We start from the raw sequence: 18,257 nt of genomic DNA on the forward strand, positions 1-18,257 counted from the left end.
GCCGACTGACGACCCCACCACAATAAGCATTACCCGGCCTCACCAGCCAACCACACGAGGAGCACAAATGAATAATCCTGACACAGAAACATACAATCCGTATAATGCGAGAACGACAGCGCAGGCAGGACACAACAACCCGCCGACCTCTGCATATGAAGAGATCAAGCAGGAAATCGAAGACCTGTACGGAGAAGCTAAACTGTTTGCGGACGGCGAAGCCATCGACAATCAGGCGCTTGCCGATGCTGTGACCGAGCTCCACGATAAGTTGCATGATGCAGGAAAGCGTGCCGATGAGGTTCGCAAGGACGAAGCAAAACCGCACGACGACGCCAAAGCTGAGATCCAGACGCGCTACAACAAGCTGATTGGCAATACAAAGACTTCAGGCAAGGGCAAGGTCGTGCTTGGCAAGGAAGTGCTGCAAGGTCTTCTGACTCCATGGCGCAATAAGGTTGCCGCCGAAAAGGAAGCGGCTGCCAAGGCAGCGCGTGAGGAAGCCGACCGCGTAATCCGCGAAGCGCAGGAAGCCATGCAGGCGAGCGCTGGCAATCTTGAAGCGCGCGAGCAGGCCGAGGAACTGGTCAAGGAAGCGAAACAAGCTGACAGGTGGGCTAAGCGCGAAGACAAGGCAGCGACAAACGGCACAGGACTGCGCTCAGTCTGGCATTGCGAACTGGTTGACGAGGGCGCTGCGCTTGATTGGGCGTATGGCCGTGCTCCTGAGCGTTTCAAAGCTGTTGTGCAGGCAATGGCCGAGGAAACCGTGCGCGCCGGCGTGCGTCAGGTGCCGGGGTTTACGGTACGGGAGGAGAGGGTGGCGCGGTGATGGCTACTTAGACCAGTCAAAAAAACCACTGAGACCTGTAAGCGATCGGGGCGACACGGCGAGGCCGCTTAACATGGTTTTTAGTTCCTTGGCTGGTATGCTTCCCTCGTTGAATAAATCGTATGTGCCGTCATCCTCCATATTCTCAGAGATGTGGAACAATATCCTCCAGATTACGTAACATTTTGCCGCCTCCTGATGTTGAGCAATCGGAGAAACACCGCCGTACAGCAATTTTGCCAAGCTGTCCTCTATGTGCAGTAGCGCATCACGTTTGGTTGCGCTGATGATTGAGGACAGCATTGGGTTTATGAGAGAAAGTGAGGGAAGATACGCCGAAGTTGAGGGAAAATAGTCACGGGTCCGGTCGGGAGCATAGTGAGCTATCTGATAAGCTGCATCTCTGAACTCATCAGATATCAGGCTACATGCGATAGTTGATTGGCGCTTTCGTGCCTCTTGGTCGTTAACACGCGCAATGTGTGCAGTCCTGTTGGCTGCAAACATTACAAAGGCACCAGCGAATAGCGCACATATTCCGGCAATGAGAGTCTGCCACTTCGACGCCCACTCGAGAAGAACTAACTTGCGCAGCCAAATTAAGGTCTCTGTGACGCATGCATATGGATCTGCAGCGCAACCCAAATCATAAATTTTGATACCGACAAAAGCTGTCAACCAAACCGCGAACAGCGCGACAAGCGCCCAACCCAACAATTTCATCTGCCACCACCCTTAGAAAACTTGATTGGCAGAAATTCCTACAACGATCAACACCCCGCCAGCCACCAACTGGCGGGTTACCACACACGAGGAGAGAATGAATGCATGCACCGCTACCTAGCGGTCCTTTCGGCTGCGTCCTTGCGGACCCGCCATGGTCTTTCAGAACGTACGGAAAAAAAGACGTTGCACCGGCAAGAGGCCGCCAGCCTTACGGGGTGATGTCGCTAGACGATATCAAAGCGCTGCCTGTCGAACAGGTATGCGCTCGCGACTGTCTGTTGTTCATGTGGACGGTTTCGCACCTGCAGGCCGCTGCAATCGATGTGGCTGCCGCGTGGGGATTTAAACCTGTCAGCGTTGCTTTTGTCTGGGACAAAGGCCGCATGGGCATGGGTTATTGGACACGGCAGGAAGTTGAGATCTGTCATTTGTTCAAGCGCGGCAAGCCTCGCCGTCAATCCAAAGGCGTGCGCTCACTTATCAAGGCTCCACGCCGCGAGCATTCCCGCAAGCCAGACGAACAGTACGGACGCATCGTGAAGCTAGTCGACGGTCCTTATCTCGAGCTCTTCGCTCGTCAGGCGTGGCCCGGCTGGTCTTCATGGGGCAATGAGTCTGAGAAGTATGTGGCGGCCAATGATAACCAAGATTTGCTGGGGAGGGTGGCTTAACATGGAGTATTACACATACCTATGGAGAGACGCGGGCGGTGTTCCATTCTATGTCGGCAAGGGAAAAGGCAAACGCGCATGGCATACATACAAGAGGTCGGTGGCGTTTAAAGAAGTGTACGCGCGAGGTGGTTGTGCTGTCGAAATTGTTGACTGGTTTATCCACGAAGCTGAAGCGCACGCCTATGAAATGGTGCTTATTGAAAGGTATGGCCGTCGCGATATCGGCTCAGGCACATTAGTCAATCTCACAGATGGTGGAGATGGTTCCTCTGGTCTTTCAAAGGTAGTGCGGGCGAAAATTGGCGCTGCCAACCGTGGAAATAAGTATGCGCTCGGATTGGTGCGCAGTGTCGAAACGCGAGCAAGAATATCAAAATCTAAGTTAGGGCAAAAGACGAGGCTTGGGGCAAGTCTAAGCGAGGATACCAGAAAGAAAATATCAGAATCTTTACGGGGGCGGCCGCTAACTGAAGATCATCGCATTAAGCTTTCGGCAATCTCTAGAGGCAAACCTAAGCCTGCGGCACATATTGTTAATGTCTCAGATGCGCTGCATTTATGCCCACCTCGAAACGACAGTACATCTGGCCTAAAAGGCGTTTCAGCCAATAGGACAACGTGGGTCGCAAGGATTACTGTTAACGGCGTCAGGCAGACGATAGGCTACTATGCAAAAATAGAAGACGCGGCTCGGGCTTACGATGCGGCGGCAATTGGTGCTTGGGGTATGGGCAATTGCTACCTTAATTTCCCTGCTGAACTGGCGGCATAGGCCATGCAGATACAAGGAAGTGTTCTGCCTTTCAGGCCCACTCAAGATGAGAATGGATCACCGACAGTATGTAAGTGCTGTGGAATGTTAGCCATAGGGCTGGGGCGGTCAGATCAAAATGACAGAAGTGGAAGTGCTGACCCCGGGTTCATGTGCCGCAAATGCATTGATGCTGTGGGAGATTTGAAGAAATTGGACAGAGTTTCACTGTACGAAGTCAAGGCGCTTGAAGCTGGAGTAGCAACCGTCGGAGAGTATCTTCGCTCAATCGGAAAAACAGATCTCGGAGAATGTGATGAGCTTGAGGCGACTTTATTGGTGCGTGCGGCATGGGAAGGGTGCGCACGTGGCGTAAGGGAAGCTTTGAAGGAGGCGCCGTTTTGACCGCCTACTACAATGAATTTGATCCGAAAGCTGCCGCTTGGCTGCGCGAGCTAATCAAAGCGGGGCACATAGCTCCGGGAGATGTTGATGAGCGTTCAATTGTCGATATTCGACCTGCCGACCTCGTCGGATACACACAATGCCACTTCTTTGCCGGGATCGGCGTCTGGTCCTACGCTTTGCGTCGAGCCGGATGGCCCGACGACCGTCCTGTCTGGACAGGTTCTTGTCCCTGCCAACCTTTCAGCGCGGCAGGCAAAGGAGATGGGTTTGCTGACGAGCGGCACTTATGGCCGCACTTCCACTGGCTTATTCAAAACTGCCGACCTGCAGTCGTCTTTGGCGAGCAGGTTGCGAGCAAGGACGGACTTGGCTGGCTCGACCTTGTACAAGCTGACCTGGAAGGATCGGGCTACGCCAGCGGGGCGGTCGATACCTGCGCTGCGGGCTTCGGGGCGCCGCACATCAGACAGCGCCTCTATTGGGTGGCCCACGCCGACAACGCGGGATCACAAGGACGGCAGCAACCCGGATGTAAACGTACCCTTGAACGCACTTCTGGGGCGGGTGGTGTGGCTGACAGGTTGGCCGACGCCTCGCTGCGGGGGCAATCCAGACGGTTATGGGAACGCGGACAGGCCGAGTGGTCCGAAGGGGAGACTGGAAGACACAGTACCATTGGCAGGCTGGACAACAGCCTCAGCATCGGACGGATCGCGAGCGGGAACGGGTATAACGGCCAACATGACGGGCAGCAGCTTACCTCAAATGGCAGCAATGGCGGGCCCAGCCCGACTAACGGCCTCTGGTCAGATGCTGACTGGCTCTTCTGCCGGGATGGAAAGTGGCGGCCAGTTGAACCCGGCACATTCCCGCTGGCTCATGGGTCTGCCGCCCGAGTGGGACGATTGCGCGGTTACGGCAATGCAATCGTTGCGCCAGCCGCGCAAGCCTTCATCGAAGCGTATCTCGAAACCGAGCTAGTGGGCGCCAACGACAATCACTGCAACGGCCCTTTGCGTCTATCGGCATAGAGGCTGTTCAGCAAATCGACCATGTCATCGGCCTCCTGAATATCAAGGTCGGTGATGTATGTCTCGTTTACCTTTACTGCGAGGCCGGTGAAGATATCAATCACTGCCCACGTTCCGTCTGGCATCTGCTTCATATCATAGCGAGTTTCAGCCATGGCAGCGCTCCAAGGATTATTCATGCAGAATATCACAATTCTGCGCGTTTCAGAAGATCCAACGCCGCTTAAGGCAGTCGACCGTCTCCGCCTTCGTGATGCCGTTCCATGTATTTTCGACAGAGTTGAACAATCGCTTCATTGGCCTCTTCTTCGGACAGGTTTGTCTGAAGATGGCCTTTGAAGGTGATGGGCTCTCCCTTGAACACATCGATCACTGACCAGCTGCCGTCGGCCTCGTGTCGTGCTGCATAACCATTATCAGCCATAGTTTCCTCCTTCAGGAGTTCACATGCACCATTTACAGACGCAGCCTGCAATTGCAGATACCGACCCAATGCTCGACGTTGCGCTGTCGTATCAGGCGCAAAACTGGCCAGTATTTCCCTGCCGCCACCGCGATGACGAATATGTCGATCACGACGGGTGCATTGAAATCCTCGCTACTAAAACGCCTCTGACATCAAACGGGTTCCGCGGTGCGACGCTGAATGAGCGCATCGTTCGCGAATACTGGCGCCGCAATCCATCCGCTATGATCGGCGTGCCGTCAGGTGCACCTATTGGCGCATGGGTTCTTGATATCGATCCGAAACACGGCGGTGACGAAACACTTGCAGCGCTGGAGGCCGCACACGGCCCGCTGCCTTCAACGCTGACCGCAGAAACCACGAGCGGCGGCCGTCACTATTTCTTTCGTCATCGTCAGGGTGTTCGCAACCGTGGCGCGCTTGGTGCTGGCGTCGATGTACGTGGTGACGGCGGTTATGTCATTGCGGCCGGGAGCGTGCCGGAGGTCGGCCTACCTTATCGCTGGGTATCGGAGCAAGAGCCGGTCGACGCGCCAGACTGGTTGCTTGAGCTGGTGCTGCCGCGCTCATATGAGAGCACATACACAGCAGCGCCATCTGTGAGTGGCAAGATCAACGACCGTTATGTCGAGCGTGCAGTTCAATCCGAGCTGGACGATCTTGCGCTTGAACCGATGGGCAACCGCAACAACCGGCTGAACGACGCTGCGTTTCGTTTGGGCACTTTTGTCGGGGCAGGTGCTCTGGCTGAATCCGAAGCGCGCGCTCTGCTGCAAGACGTGGCGCGAGGCTGGGGTCGAGATTGGCCGCGCTGCGTCAAGACCATCGACAACGGCCTTGCTGCTGGTGCCCGCAGCCCACGCAGCGTGCCGCAGAATGACAACGACAACACACGTCTGGTCGATATCAGCCGCATGATTGCCAATGGCTTGGCAAAAGCTGAGGCGCGCACTGACGTCGTTGCAGAGCCAGTTGCGGACTTTGATTCATCTATCAGCGAACCGAAACAAGCTACTGAAAACAAACGCGCAATCATCGCCACGCCATTTGTTTGGAAAGACCCGTCGACCCTGCCACGGCGCGAGTTTGCGTTCGGTAAGCACTTCATTCGCAAATATGTTTCGGTGACGGTCGCGCCGGGTGGTCTTGGCAAAACTGCGAACAGCATCGTCGAAGCATTGGCAATGGCATCGGGTAAAGCGCTCAATGGAACGAAACCACCGAAGCGTCTGAAGGTCTGGTTGTTCAATGCCGAAGATCCGCGCGACGAGCTTGAGCGCCGCATCATGGCAGCCTGTATTCATTTCAATCTGAAGCCTGCGGATATCGATGGCCATCTGTTTCTGGACACCGGCCGAGAACAGGAATTGGTCATTGCGATCGACGACAAGAAAGGCGTGCGCATTCAAGAGCCGGTCGTTGAAGCCGTAGTTGAAACGATCTCGGAGCTTGGCATTGACGTGATGATTGTTGACCCGTTCGTGTCGACGCACCAGGTCAATGAAAACGACAACGGCGCAATCGACAAGGTCGCCAAGCTTTGGGCGCAGGTTGCTGACCGCACGAATTGCTCAATCGACATTGTGCATCATCTGCGCAAGGTGAGCGACCGTGAAGCAACCGTTGAAGATGCTCGCGGTGCAGTTTCGCTTATCGGTGCGGCCCGCTCGGTGCGCGTTCTTAACCGCATGTCGGAAGCGCAAGCCAGTGAGGCTGGCCTTACACACGAAGCGCGGTTTTCATATTTCAGCGTGGTCTATGGCAAATCGAACTTGTCGGCGCTGTCGCACAAGGCTGACTGGCGCAAGCTGGAAAGTGTCGCGCTGGGGAACGGGCAAGGCCTGACCAAGCCTCAAGATCATGCGCCGGTCGTGACGTCATGGGCATGGCCAACGAGCGAGGAAGTGGCTGAGACATTGTCCGAGGACGAACGCGACGCAATTCGTGGTGTTGTGAACGGCGGTATGTATAAGCCGGCGCCACAGGCAAAGGATTGGGTAGGGCGTGCCGTTGCGTATGCGTTGCAGCTGGACGTCGATGAAGAGACCGACAAGAAGCGTGTCGGGATGATCACCAAGGCGCTTTTCGTGGAGGGCTTCTTAATGAAGGTCGAAGACCGCGACCCTGTTCAGCGCAGGGCCACGACATTTGTGAGGGCGATGTGAAGAGAGCGCCCTAGGGGCGCTTTTTTGTTGCGCCATGTAAATTATGGCGGCGCATTGAAAGCCTGTGATGCGACACTACTTCCTTTGCAAGTCAACATATAGGTGTCGTGATGAAATATAAGGTTCTTGCTCTTCTATCGCTCGCTGCACTGGTTGGTTGCGCAAGCTATAACAAGACCACGGCAAGGCAAGCGGGCGTGGTTCCGGTTCGCAATTTTGATGCCGATCGCTATCTCGGTAAATGGTATGAGCTGGGCAGAATTGAGAACCGCTTCGAACGCGGCATGACACAGACGACAGCGAACTATTCATTAAATAAGGATGGTTCGATCAAAGTCGTCAACGGTGGCTTTGACCCTGCAAAGGGCAAATATCGCGATGCCGTGGGAAAAGCTAAGTTTGTCGAAGGACCAAGCGTCGGTGCCCTCAAGGTATCCTTCTTTGGGCCGTTCTACGGCGGCTACAATGTTGTTGCACTTGACGACGATTATCAATGGGCGATCGTTGTTGGGCCAAACCCTAACAAGTATTTCTGGGTTCTTTCCCGTCAACCTAAACTTTCGACGAGCCTGAAAAATAGGGCACTTGCGGTCGCACGCGATCTGAACGTTGATCCCTCCAAAATACTTTGGGTGCAGCAATCCAAAAGATAGCATGGAGCGACTGCACGTCTGATATTCATGAAAAGAATGAAGGCGGTAAAAATTATGTGGTCATTTTGGGGTTGATGTTGCAATTTTACTACAGACATTCGGTATGTTAGCACTACCTTAAATAATATAATTAGCTTTAATGTTCAGAAAATCTGGGAGATGGGATATGAATTTAAAGACAGTCTTGCTCGCTTCAACTGTTGTTTTCGTTGGGATTTCTGGCGCGAAAGCCGCTGATGCTGTTGTTTATGAAGAGCCAGTTGCCGTTGTCGTTGAAACTCCAGTCTTCTCTTGGACAGGTGGATATCTCGGTGGCCAGGTCGGTTATGGCTGGGGTAAGTCGCGTTTCAGCGATGATTTCATTGCGAACCTCAAGCCAGACGGCTTCCTCGGCGGACTTTACGCTGGTTACAATTTCGACATGGGCAATAACTTTGTCTTGGGCGTTGACGGTGATGTGACTTACAACAATCTGAAGGATAGCTATTCTGTTCTGGCTCCAGACGGTCTAACAGATAGCATCGAAAGCAAACTTCGTTGGTCGGGTGCCGTGCGTGCTCGCGCAGGTTTGGCCATGGATCGTTTCATGCCCTACGTCGCTGGTGGTGTTGCATTCGGTAGCGTGAAAAATACGCTTTCAGTCTCTGACGGTATAAACGAGGTCAGCGCATCGCAGAGCAAAACCCATACCGGTTGGACAGCTGGAGCGGGCGTTGATTACGCCGCAACCGACAATGTAATTGTTCGCCTTGAATATCGCTACACCGATTATGGTCACAAAGACTATGACTTTGACTTGGGTGCGGGTTCTGTCCGCGAGAAGTTTAAGACCAACGAAATTCGTCTCGGCGTAGCTTACAAGTTCTAAGATTCTACCTCACATAAAACTGAACCGCTCGGAGCAATCTGAGCGGTTTTTTTGTTGCGCAAAAGGAAATTTATGCAACCCACTGTCACAATCAAAATACAACCATAGGTAACGCGTAAGTCATACTGCGTAAGTCTCAAAAAACCTAAAAAGACTTGCGCAAAAGCACGCTGCTTTTAGTGCGTAAGAGTTCTTATATAGAAACTTACGCACAAAGCGCGCAGCGCGTAGTTCTATGCGTTTGAGAACTACGCACTTTTTAGAAATTTTCCTGATTGAAAAATACAACCTGAATTGAGGTTGGTTTAAATTATGCCGGTTGACGCTTGACCGACCTTTAACTCCCGCCATGATGTGAATTGTCAGCCCACCAAGCTGACGCACAATGAACACGAGGAGAGACCATGACACGAAGACGTGCGCTGAAAGGCGCGTCATCCAGCAAGATCAGTTCAAACACGCCTAATTCCAAATCAGCGCCCATCACAAGATCAACAACAAAAGCCACGACGCAAACCGTCCGCATCAATGGCGTCCGAACAATCATCACGACACGCGATGGCAAGGTAACGACAAAAGCAGCCCTGCCTCTGGAATGGGAACTGCAAGCTGCACAAGTTCGCAGCCTGCGTAAACTGCCAGAATACGTTCACACAGCGCGCCACGTTCGACCGGGAACGTTCACACTGGCCGGAGATCAAAATGCAGCCAAGCGCGGCCCCAAGGCAAGGGCAGAAGCATTAGCGGCAGGATTGACGCCGGGAGAAGCAGACGTCCGGATCTATCTCTACGGTGGCGTGCTTCGCCAGATTGAAAACAAGGTCGGCAAGGCCAAGCTCGAACCAAGCCAGATAACCCGCCATCCGTTACTTGATGCTCTTGGCTTCCCCGTTGTGGTCGTCAGGGCAGTCACTGAAGACGATGCAGCAGAGCAGGCAGTGAGGCTGGTTAAAGGCTGGTTGCTGGAAGCTTCGAATGATAACCAACCAAAAACACACGGGGAGAACATCAATGACGCAGCTTAATCTGAAGCCACGTATCGCAACTAGCGCCATTCATGGAACGCACACGCCTGAACGCACACCAGAACAAAGGAATGCAGCCAGAGAGCTTATGCGGCTTGAACGTGCGCGCGAAGTAAAGGCTTTGGCAAAGTTGCGCCGCCGTATCAATAAGCGACAAGGTATGGGAAGCGATTGGGATGGTCGTGCTGCAAATGACAACATCGCTTGGCCGCTGGCTACAGCACTGATCAAAGAGGGCAACACCGATCTTTTGAAGTACGCGATGTTCTACCGCCGTATTCACACCGCGGCGAAAAGCAATGCACTGCTGGGTGGGTCGACTGTGACACTGGGTGAAGGAATGGCTCTGGATCGCCATATCCATGTTCGTCCGAATGGAAGCATCGCCTACAAGCATGTCAGGCAATCCACCGCAGCCAGCATTGATATCCCGTCTCGCAAGAAAAGCATCACTGATTCAGAGACCCAGTTGTCGTCTGAGAAATCCGAAAGCGGATACACCAACGTGCCGAAGCCATGGAAGGGCGATGCGCCTGTCAATGAGATGATTGACGCAAAACGCCAGTTAGCGAGCCTTCAAATATCCCTTGGCTATCTTTGTGAGCCATTTGAGATGGCATGCATCGATGCAAAGACCCTGGCAGAGGTCGGAGAGACAGTAGGCATTTCGAACCGGACAGGAGCACAAGGTGCGGGCAGGGCGCTGGTTCATACTGCGCTTGTAACCCTGCGAGCCATCATCGGGGAACTGAAACGCCGAGACCTTGCCGCCTGATGCATGCACTGATCAGCCAGAACGTTGGTAATAGTGGGAAGGCAATCTTCCAACTCATTCCACGTTCTGTGCGCACAGGCTGTTGCCAGCGACAGACGCTCGGTCAGTGATGAACCGGGCGTAACTACCCGACGACGGTATTTAGTCGTCAATCTGAAAAGCAAGCGCAACCCCCTGCAGTCATTGGCTCGCAGACATAGGCAGTGCACGCCTGCATTGCGCTTGCCACTCTTTTCGAATCCCCGGCGCCGTTTCTCCTCCGGCAGACGGGATGCGGCGGGTTGAGGTTGGCAATGATAAAGCCAGTGCCTCCCCGCCGATCAATTCGCGAGCTTGCGCTGTTGCCAGTAGCGATTACGTAAACGTGGTGCGAGCCACCATGCGATAGGTGGGCTGGCAATTAAGCTGATGGCCACAGCAATCGGAAGCAGCATCGCTGCGTTATCAACGAGTGCGGGAACCGATAGAACGGTGATGGCGCCGACGCCGAATACAACGGCATTCACAACGATACTGAGCAGAGCTGCGATTTGAAATCTAACTGACATGATCGTTCCTCCTGTGAAAGGAACGTCTATTTCCGTTGTCGGTTCCCTGACCAATTCAATGCGGAGTGGAGAAGTGGTCATCTCGTCTGGTTCATACCCAGAAGACCGTCGGTTCGAATCCGACCTGCCGCAACCAATTGATCTGTTCCAGGGCCCGGCCCGCGAAATCGCCATTGCGGTTGCAGATCAACCAAACAAGACCAGCAACACTTCTGTCTTACGTGCACATAAGCTGGTTACTAAGTGAAGGCCAGACCATGACACAACGCACATGGCTCCGCCTCTATAAAACAGCCCGATGGCAGCGACTGCGTGAGCGACAACTGACCGACCAACCGCTGTGCATGTTCTGCTTGCAGGTTGGCGACGTTGAACCAGCGACGGTGTGTGATCACGTCATCGCTCATAAGGGCGACGAGTTCCTTTTCTGGGATGCTGGCAACCTCCAGTCACTTTGCAAGACGTGCCACGACCGAACCAAGCAGCGCTTGGAGCGAGGTCAGGACATCGTGACCTTCGGGGCCGACGGGTGGCCGGTTTGACCCCCGTACGAGTATTTTTTTTATGAGGAGAAACCCCGTCTGTAGGTCCAAAAAAACTGAATTTTTCATGCTGCCCCTCATCGAAAGTGTGACATTTATGTCACTTTTTCGAAACGTTGCAAAAATGTCACGCTCCGGGGGGCATCAAAAAGTCGACGAAGGTCGAAAGCGCCGGAACGGCGAGGGTCCATCGCGCACGCATCTCCAATTCAGAATATGACCCCTTATAGGATTTCATGCCATGGCAAAGCCGAGAAATCCCCTCGGCAAAGCTAAAGTCGAGGGGCGAGATAAAGTTCACGCAGGTCGCTTCAAAAACCGCATCGATGTCAAGGCTGACGGCCCGCTCGGCAATCCTCCCGCATGGTTGAAGGATACTGCGGAGCTAAAAGCCAAGGCTGCATGGAAGCTGTTTGAAAAAGAGCTGCCATGGCTGAACCAGTCGCACCGCACGCTGGTCGGAATGGCAGCCAATATTCAAGGCCGCATCATGGCTGGGCAGGAAGTCGGCGTGCAGGCGATGAACTTGCTGCGTCAGATGCTTGGCCAGATGGGTGCAACGCCTGCGGATGCATCGAAAGTTGCGACTGGCGAAGACGGCGATGAGAAGGACGATTTGCTTGACTGATATGCCTGCGCTGGAGCGTGTGAGCGCTTACGCAAAAGCTGTCCTTGACGGCACTGAGATTGCAGGACCGCACGTTCGGAACGCTTGCCAGCGTCATTTCGACGATCTGGCGACAGGACATGAGCGCGGGCTCTGGTTTGACGACGAAGAAGCGGATCGAGTGTTTCGCTTCTTTGAAGAGCGATTGAAACTCTCAGAAGGCCAGTTTGAAGGCAAGCCCTTTAAACTTCACGCATCGCAAGCCTTCAAGCTCGGTTCTCTGTTCGGTTGGAAGCGTGAGGACGGTTCCCGCCGTTTTCGTCGTGCTTACATCGAAGAAGGCAAGGGCAACGGCAAATCTCCATTCGCCGGCGGAGTTGGCCTGTTCGGATTGATCGCCGACAAGGAAGCAGGCGCGCAGATTTATGCCGCCGCTGCCAAGAAAGAACAGGCAGGAATCCTATTCCAGGATGCTGTGAAAATGGCGCGAGCTGCACCTGCTTTGATGCAGCGTGTGAAATTCAGCGGTGGTATCGGGCGCGAATTCAATATCGCGCACCACAAATCGCAGTCTTTCTTCCGTCCGATCTCTAAGGATTCGGGAAAGTCGGGTTCTGGTCCGCGACCCCATTTCGCGCTTTGCGACGAAGTGCACGAGCATCCAGACCGATCGACGATGGAAATGCTTGAGCGTGGCTTCAAGTTTCGTCGCCAGCCACTGCTTTTGATGATTACGAACTCTGGCAGCGACAAGAACAGCATTTGCTGGGAAGAGCACGAGCACGCAGTTCGGGTTGCAGCCGGCACGCAGACGCCAGACGAGGTGTTTAACTACGTCGGTGAAGTCATCGACGACTCGACGTTTGCATGGGTTTGCGCGCTCGATAAGGGCGATGACCCTCTGAACGATCCTTCTTGCTGGAAAAAAGCTAATCCACTTCTCGGCGTGATTCTGACGCACGAATATCTTGCGGGAGTTGTTGCTCAGGCCAAACAGATGCCGGGCAAGCTGAACGGCATTCTTCGCCTGCACTTTTGCTGCTGGACGGATGCCGATAAGGCGTGGATGCCGCGTGAGACTGTCGAAAGCGTCATGGACGACTTCGACCCCGAAGATGAACACGCTGACAAGCCTGTTTTCATGGGCGTCGACCTTTCGGGCAGTAAGGATATGACGGTTCTTGCCTGCGTGGTTCCTACGGGTTTCATGGAAATGGAACGCGAAGACGGAGCTACAGTCAGTCTGCCGACCTTTGACGCGTGGGTTGAGGCTTGGACGCCACAGGAAACGCTGCAAGCTCGAGCGCAGGCCGACAAAGCACCATATGAGTTATGGGTGCAGCAAGGCTGTCTTAACGCCACGCCGGGTAAACGTGTCCGATATGACTTCGTTGCAGCACGACTTCAGCAGTTGGATCAGCAGTTCGAAGTCAAAGCCATAGCTTATGACCGCTACGCATACGACAAGTTCCGCGAAGAGGTCGACGCGCTCGGCATTGAAGTCGATCATGTTGCACATCCACAGGGTGGCAAGGTCAGGGCTAAGCCCGAGCCAGCCAAGGTTGAATCCGCAAAGGCTGCTGGCCTCCCAGCGCCGCAAGGATTGTGGATGCCGGGATCGGTGCTGGCGCTAGAAGACATGATCATCGACGGGCGCATTCGCTTGAGGCGAAACCCGGTGCTGATGACAGCACTCATGGGCGCCACGTTCGATCACGACCCGCAAGAAAACCGATGGTTTGTCAAAACGAAAGCATCGGTTCGCATTGATGCTGCCGTCGCGCTTGCAATGGCTGTTGGTGCAGCGATGGACACCCCGATTGAGCCGGAAGAAAACCTAGATGACTTCATCAATAATATGGTGGTCATCGCCTAACTCACGACGGAGCGAATATGGGCTTCATTGATAGATGGGTCGGAAAGCCCATCAAGCTCACCGACGGCGAGTTCTGGCGCGGCTTCTTCGGCCTTGGAACGACGTCAGGTGAAACAGTCACTTATGAAAAGGCTCTTGAGCTCGATGCCGTATGGGCGTGCGTCAATCTAGTAGCTAATTCTGTGAAAACGCTGCCATGCAACGTGTTCAAGGACGACGGCGTCACCATCGATCGTGAAAACGTTCTGTATGAGCTACTCCACGATATGCCCAATCTTGACGACACCGCGTCCGATTTTTGGGCCATGGTTGCGATGTGCCTTTGTCTTGACGGCAACTTTTTCGCCGAAAAGAAGATGAACGGCGGCAGGCTTACTGCTTTGAACCCGTTTCATCCGCTCGCCGTTAAGGTCTGCCGCGACGATCGGAACAATCGCTATTACGAAGTGACTGAAACGTCTAAGGGCAAGTCAGGCACGATCCGACGTATCAGCGAAGACAAGATGTTTCACGTTCGCGGAATGGTAATTCCCGGCTGTGATCGCGGTCTTTCGCCAATAGGTGTGGTCAGGAACACTGTCGGCAATGCGCTTGCGGGTGAAAAGACGGCTGGCAAGATGTTTGCCAACGGCATGCAGGTTGCTGGCGTCCTTTCATCTGACCAAATCCTGAAAAAGGAACAGCGTCAGCAGCTTGGTGAAGTGCTTGGCCAGTTCGCCGGGTCTGAGAAGGCCGGCAAGATTGCTGTTCTTGAAGCTGGGCTTAAATACCAGCAGCTCACGATCAATCCGCAAGACGCACAGATGCTCGAAACGCGCCAGTTCAGCGTTGAGCAGATCTGCCGCATCTTTGGCGTTCCCCCTGTCATGATTGGCCATGCGTCAAACGGGACGACGACGTGGGGCAGCGGTATCGAGCAGCTGATCCTCCAGTTCACCAAGACCTGCTTAACTCCGTTGCTGAGAAGCATTGAATCGGCAGTCTATCGCGATTTGCTGGACGCAAAGACGCGCAGAACGACTGTAGTGAAGTTCAACATGGAAGGCCTGTTGAGAGGCGATAGCCAAGCGCGCGCTGACTTCCTGCAGAAGATGGTCAACACCGGCATTTATACGCCAGATGAGGCCCGCAGTTACGAAAACAAAGCCTCCAAACCGGGCGGCGATCAGCTCATCGTCAACGGGACAATGCAACCTTTGCACGGCATCGGCCACAACGGCGGACCATCGATTGATGACGCGCCCGAAACGCGAGCTGCTTAAGGATACTTTATGAAATTCGAACACATTTTGTCAGCCTTTGAGGCTGAGCCGTGGGCGATTCAGCGCGAAAAACTGGCAGTTCTTGCGGATGTTATCGCAGCTCGTGCTGCCGGTGATAAGTTTGTGACGTCTGAATTTGCTGCTGCTGTTTCTGATGCTCGATCGAAAGAGATCGCGGAGACCGACGGTAAGGTTGCAGTTATTCCCGTTTACGGGGTGCTTTCTGACCGTATGGACATGTTTTCTGCGATGAGCGGAGGCACTTCATACGCCGGCATCAAGCGACAACTTCACAAGGCGCTGTCTAATGATGATGTAAAGGCCGTCGTGCTTGATGTTGATAGCCCTGGCGGTTCTGTTCCCGGTACGGATGAATTGGCAACGGAGATCCGCAAACTTCGCGGAGGCGACAAGCCGATCATCGCGCAGGTGAACAGTCTCGCCGCAAGTGCCGCTTATTGGTTGGCTTCATCCGCGGATGAAATCGTCGTTACGCCTTCTGGTCGAGCAGGTTCAATCGGTGTCTACACAGCGCATGATGACATTTCCGCTGCATTGGATAAGGCGGGCGTCAAGCGGACGTATATTTCCGCTGGCAAGCATAAGGTCGAAGGCAACGAAACTGAGCCGCTTGGCAAGGAAACGCTGGCCTATATTCAGGAAAGCGTGAATCGTTCGTATGAACGCTTCCTAACAAGCGTTGCCGAAGGTCGCGGCATCACCAAAGCGCGCGTCGAAGCCGACTTCGGTCAGGGCCGGGTTTTCTACTCAGAAAAGCTCATTGAGCTGGGTATGGCCGATCGTGTCGCAACGCTTGATGAGACGCTGGCACGCTTTGGCGCCGATACCGAACCAACATATGTGCGACGGGTGAAAGCATCCAATGCCGCAAAGGCAGATGCAGCCACACTGCTTGCATCGAAAATGGCAACAGGCGAACAGATTACCAAACGCGAATTCGAGAATGGTTTGAAGGGTCTTCTAAACCTGTCGAATTCTGAGGCAGAGCGGGCCGCTCGGCTCTACCTCAAGGAAGGTCAGGGGGCTCCTGACGTCGAGACGGATGCTGCTGCTTTGGCAGCCCTAAACCGGCTTTTGGCCGAAGCAAACACACCACTCATTAAAATCTAAGGAGCCACACATGGCTGATAATGTACTTGCCGATAAGATCGGCGAGCTTGGTACTTCGCTTGCCTCCATTAAGGAACAGGTCGGCAATCTCGCGGTAGACTTTACGTCGAAACTTGCTGCAAACGGCGAGGTTTCTGCCGAGCTCAAGGAAAAGACCGATAAGGCTCTGTCTGAACTCGGTGACATGACCACACGCCTTGGCGACCTTGAAAAGCGTGCCGCCCGCGAAAAGGAAGAAGGCGCGAACGAACAGAAGTCGCTTGGCGATCTGGTTATCGACTCTGCAGATTATAAGGCGGGTATGCTGACAGGTTCGTCTCGCGGTTCAATCAAGGTGACGGCAGATCGCGCTGCTATCACTTCGGCCAACACTACGGTGGGCGCTGGTCGCAGTCAGGGTACGTCTCTCGTACCTGGTGCACGCGTGCCGGGCATCTTTGGTCTGCCAGAGCGCACCCTGACAATCCGCGATCTTGTGCTGCCGGGCCAGACTTCTTCGAGCTCTATCGAGTACGTGAAGGAAACCGGTTACACGAACAATGCAGCCCCTGTCGCTGAAACGACTGCGAAGCCATATTCGGACCTGACGTTCGACATGACTTCTGCGCCGGTTCGTACGATTGCGCATCTGTTCAAGGCTTCGCGCCAGATCCTGGATGATGCACCGGCTCTTCGTTCCTATATCGATGGCCGCGCTCGTTACGGTTTGCGCTTTGCGGAAGAAAATCAGTTGCTTAATGGCTCTGGTACCGGTCAGAACATTCACGGTCTGGTTCCGCAGGCGACCGCATTCAATCCGGCGTTCGCCGCGGAGAATGAAACTGGCATTGACCGACTGCGTCTGGCCATCCTTCAGGTCGTACTCGCCGAGTATCCGGCAACGGCATTTGTTCTCAATCCGATAGATTGGGCGAAGATCGAGCTAACCAAGGATCTTGGTGGAAATTACATCATCGGTAATCCGCAGGGTTCGCTAACGCCAACTCTCTGGAATCTGCCAGTAGTCTCTACGCAGGCTATGGCTGCAGGTGAATTCCTCACTGGTGCGTTCAGCTTCGCTGCACAGATCTTCGACCGTCTCGATATCGAAGTGCTGCTGTCGAGCGAGAACGTCGACGACTTCGAAAAGAATATGTTCACGATCCGCGCGGAAGAGCGACTGGCGTTCGCCGTCTATCGTCCAGAGTCGTTCGTAACCGGCGACGTCGAAGGCGCTTAATTGGGGTGGGGAGCTTCGGCTCCCCTTTTCCAGATTGGAGAGAACATGACCGATTTTCTAGAAGTCAAAGCCCTGAAGACCTTTGCTCTCGGCAAAGAGCTGAAAACCCGCAAGAGCCCATCTTTCAAAGTTGAAGCGGGCGAAGCTCGACAGTTGGAAGCGCAGGGACTTGTTTCTCTGGGCAGCAAGACTGACGTGATCAAGAAAGCGGACGGCGGCGCGCCAGATAACGGCACCAAGCCCAAGCAGAAGGCGAAATTAGATGGCAGTATCGACAAAGACGCGTAAGAGGCGGGTAGCGAGCTACATCGGCGCTGGGGTCGTTATTCCAAATCCTCAGCCCGAACCGGAGCCGGAAGTGCCACCTGAAGGTGGTGGCGATGGCTCTGATTGATCTTGCTGTATTCAATCGTCACCTACGCGTTTTTCACGACGACGAAAACGACGAGCTGACGCTTTATCTGCTGGCCGCAGAAACTGTTGTCACCGAATACCTCGACCGCGAGGTCGTAGCGGCGGGTCAAACGCCGTCGCTTGCTGACGGTATCGTCATTAATGCCGCTATTTCGGCGGCCATTCTGCTTGTCGGTGCAGACCTTTACGAAAATCGCGAGCCTGATACGGCATCTAGCGGAGACCCAGTGCTACCTCGGCATGTTCGTGCGCTGCTTTCAGCGTACCGAGTTTGGCGGGACTAA

At 54.2% G+C, this 18,257-nt stretch carries 23 protein-coding genes and 1 tRNA gene; 20 read left to right on the top strand and 4 right to left on the bottom strand.

Annotation, left to right across the window (positions count from 1 at the left end):
- Positions 1–67 precede the first annotated feature (67 nt).
- Positions 68–832 (top strand): hypothetical protein, encoded by a 765-nt coding sequence (locus WH356_RS02635; RefSeq protein WP_339508622.1) that lies wholly within the window; start codon positions 68–70, stop codon positions 830–832.
- Positions 833–835: 3 nt separating this feature from the next.
- Here WH356_RS02635 and WH356_RS02640 read toward each other — a convergent pair whose 3' ends face one another.
- Positions 836–1,555, bottom strand: a complete 720-nt coding sequence (locus WH356_RS02640; RefSeq protein ID WP_339508623.1) for a hypothetical protein — start codon at positions 1,553–1,555, stop codon at positions 836–838.
- 101 nt (positions 1,556–1,656) lie between these two features.
- On the opposite strand from WH356_RS02640, the gene WH356_RS02645 reads away from it, so the two are divergent.
- The 4 genes from WH356_RS02645 (at position 1,657) to WH356_RS02660 (ending at position 4,422) form a co-directional block, all read left to right on the top strand.
- Complete coding sequence (locus WH356_RS02645) at positions 1,657–2,229, top strand: MT-A70 family methyltransferase (RefSeq protein WP_339508624.1); 573 nt, start codon at positions 1,657–1,659, stop codon at positions 2,227–2,229.
- A 1-nt stretch (position 2,230) separates the two neighbouring features.
- The gene (locus tag WH356_RS02650) at positions 2,231–3,004 is read left to right on the top strand and encodes an NUMOD3 domain-containing DNA-binding protein (RefSeq protein WP_339508625.1); all 774 of its coding nucleotides are present in this window, start codon (positions 2,231–2,233) and stop codon (positions 3,002–3,004) included.
- Between the two features lie 192 nt (positions 3,005–3,196).
- Positions 3,197–3,388, top strand: coding sequence for a DUF6511 domain-containing protein (locus WH356_RS02655; RefSeq protein ID WP_339508626.1), 192 nt, complete (start codon positions 3,197–3,199; stop codon positions 3,386–3,388).
- Complete coding sequence (locus WH356_RS02660; RefSeq protein ID WP_339508628.1) at positions 3,334–4,422, top strand: DNA cytosine methyltransferase; 1,089 nt, start codon at positions 3,334–3,336, stop codon at positions 4,420–4,422. Before WH356_RS02655 ends, WH356_RS02660 begins: the two co-directional genes overlap by 55 nt.
- Here the strand turns inward: WH356_RS02660 and WH356_RS02665 are convergent.
- Both WH356_RS02665 and WH356_RS02670 read right to left on the bottom strand, forming a co-directional pair.
- Positions 4,389–4,577 carry a hypothetical protein gene (locus WH356_RS02665; protein WP_339508630.1) on the bottom strand — a complete coding sequence of 63 codons (189 nt, stop codon included), beginning with the start codon at positions 4,575–4,577 and terminating at the stop codon, positions 4,389–4,391. The two genes, WH356_RS02660 and WH356_RS02665, sit on opposite strands and share 34 nt — an antisense overlap.
- Positions 4,578–4,645: 68 nt before the next feature.
- Positions 4,646–4,846: a hypothetical protein gene (locus WH356_RS02670; RefSeq protein ID WP_339508632.1), complete on the bottom strand. Its 201-nt coding sequence runs from the start codon at positions 4,844–4,846 to the stop codon at positions 4,646–4,648.
- 23 nt (positions 4,847–4,869) lie between these two features.
- Between WH356_RS02670 and WH356_RS02675 the strand changes: the two genes are divergently transcribed.
- From WH356_RS02675 to WH356_RS02695, 5 genes are all read left to right on the top strand, one after another.
- The gene (locus WH356_RS02675) at positions 4,870–7,053 is read left to right on the top strand and encodes a bifunctional DNA primase/polymerase (RefSeq protein ID WP_339508633.1); all 2,184 of its coding nucleotides are present in this window, start codon (positions 4,870–4,872) and stop codon (positions 7,051–7,053) included.
- 110 nt (positions 7,054–7,163) lie between these two features.
- The gene (locus WH356_RS02680) at positions 7,164–7,706 is read left to right on the top strand and encodes a lipocalin family protein (protein WP_339508634.1); all 543 of its coding nucleotides are present in this window, start codon (positions 7,164–7,166) and stop codon (positions 7,704–7,706) included.
- Between the two features lie 166 nt (positions 7,707–7,872).
- Complete coding sequence (locus WH356_RS02685; protein WP_339508636.1) at positions 7,873–8,574, top strand: outer membrane protein; 702 nt, start codon at positions 7,873–7,875, stop codon at positions 8,572–8,574.
- A gap of 404 nt (positions 8,575–8,978) precedes the next feature.
- A complete protein-coding gene (locus WH356_RS02690; protein ID WP_339508638.1) occupies positions 8,979–9,599 on the top strand; it encodes a VRR-NUC domain-containing protein in 621 nt (206 codons plus the stop codon).
- The gene (locus WH356_RS02695; RefSeq protein ID WP_339508639.1) at positions 9,586–10,374 is read left to right on the top strand and encodes a hypothetical protein; all 789 of its coding nucleotides are present in this window, start codon (positions 9,586–9,588) and stop codon (positions 10,372–10,374) included. The genes WH356_RS02690 and WH356_RS02695 overlap by 14 nt, the downstream gene beginning before the upstream one ends.
- A gap of 320 nt (positions 10,375–10,694) precedes the next feature.
- Here the strand turns inward: WH356_RS02695 and WH356_RS02700 are convergent, their stop codons facing one another.
- Entirely contained in the window at positions 10,695–10,922 is a 228-nt protein-coding gene (locus tag WH356_RS02700) for a hypothetical protein (RefSeq protein WP_339508641.1), read from the bottom strand.
- A 59-nt stretch (positions 10,923–10,981) separates the two neighbouring features.
- On the opposite strand from WH356_RS02700, the gene WH356_RS02705 reads away from it, so the two are divergent.
- From WH356_RS02705 to WH356_RS02750, 10 genes are all read left to right on the top strand, one after another.
- Positions 10,982–11,058 (top strand) — tRNA-Met (locus WH356_RS02705).
- 121 nt (positions 11,059–11,179) lie between these two features.
- Positions 11,180–11,464 carry an HNH endonuclease gene (locus WH356_RS02710; protein WP_339508643.1) on the top strand — a complete coding sequence of 95 codons (285 nt, stop codon included), beginning with the start codon at positions 11,180–11,182 and terminating at the stop codon, positions 11,462–11,464.
- Positions 11,465–11,705: 241 nt separating this feature from the next.
- Positions 11,706–12,092, top strand: a complete 387-nt coding sequence (locus WH356_RS02715) for a hypothetical protein (protein WP_339508645.1) — start codon at positions 11,706–11,708, stop codon at positions 12,090–12,092.
- Position 12,093: 1 nt separating this feature from the next.
- Positions 12,094–13,947 carry a terminase large subunit gene (locus WH356_RS02720; RefSeq protein ID WP_339508926.1) on the top strand — a complete coding sequence of 618 codons (1,854 nt, stop codon included), beginning with the start codon at positions 12,094–12,096 and terminating at the stop codon, positions 13,945–13,947.
- A 17-nt stretch (positions 13,948–13,964) separates the two neighbouring features.
- Positions 13,965–15,209, top strand: coding sequence for a phage portal protein (locus WH356_RS02725; RefSeq protein WP_339508647.1), 1,245 nt, complete (start codon positions 13,965–13,967; stop codon positions 15,207–15,209).
- Positions 15,210–15,218: 9 nt separating this feature from the next.
- Positions 15,219–16,340, top strand: coding sequence for a S49 family peptidase (locus WH356_RS02730; RefSeq protein ID WP_339508649.1), 1,122 nt, complete (start codon positions 15,219–15,221; stop codon positions 16,338–16,340).
- Positions 16,341–16,350: 10 nt separating this feature from the next.
- Positions 16,351–17,559: a phage major capsid protein gene (locus tag WH356_RS02735; RefSeq protein WP_094544629.1), complete on the top strand. Its 1,209-nt coding sequence runs from the start codon at positions 16,351–16,353 to the stop codon at positions 17,557–17,559.
- Between the two features lie 45 nt (positions 17,560–17,604).
- A complete protein-coding gene (locus WH356_RS02740; protein ID WP_339508651.1) occupies positions 17,605–17,847 on the top strand; it encodes a hypothetical protein in 243 nt (80 codons plus the stop codon).
- Entirely contained in the window at positions 17,822–17,953 is a 132-nt protein-coding gene (locus WH356_RS02745; RefSeq protein ID WP_268900948.1) for a hypothetical protein, read from the top strand. The genes WH356_RS02740 and WH356_RS02745 overlap by 26 nt, the downstream gene beginning before the upstream one ends.
- On the top strand, positions 17,940–18,257 hold the full coding sequence (locus tag WH356_RS02750; protein ID WP_339508653.1) for a head-tail connector protein: 318 nt from the start codon (positions 17,940–17,942) through the stop codon (positions 18,255–18,257). The genes WH356_RS02745 and WH356_RS02750 overlap by 14 nt, the downstream gene beginning before the upstream one ends.

The sequence above is a fragment of the Ochrobactrum sp. MYb379 genome (genome assembly GCF_037479515.1).
GTDB lineage: Bacteria > Pseudomonadota > Alphaproteobacteria > Rhizobiales > Rhizobiaceae > Brucella.